The 265-nt window shown below is 69.1% G+C and carries 1 pseudogene; it reads left to right on the forward strand.

Annotation, left to right across the window (positions count from 1 at the left end):
- Positions 1-265: pseudogene (locus tag SB751_RS31510) on the forward strand (hemolysin D); the annotation flags it as partial.

A 265-nucleotide genomic window follows, 5' to 3' on the forward strand; every position in this document is an offset into this window, starting at 1 on the left:
GCAGACCGCGCTCGCGGCGCAGTTGAAGGAACTCGACGCGAGCCACGCGCGCGATCTCCAGGAGGCCGACGCGCGTTTCGAGCAGAACCGCCGCGACGCCACCATTTCCGCGCCGAAGTCGGGCGTCGTCACCTTTTCGCGACTGGTTCAGGGCGCGATGCTGCAGCCGTCGGATATCGCGCTCGTCATCGTGACCGACACCTCGCAGCCTTTGCGCGCCGAGTTGCGCATTCCGTCGCGGCGGCGCGGCTTCGTGCGCGAAGGG

Origin of the sequence: Cupriavidus sp. SIMBA_020, from assembly GCF_046535395.1 — a bacterium.
In the GTDB taxonomy this organism is placed as follows: Bacteria; Pseudomonadota; Gammaproteobacteria; order Burkholderiales; family Burkholderiaceae; genus Cupriavidus; species Cupriavidus campinensis.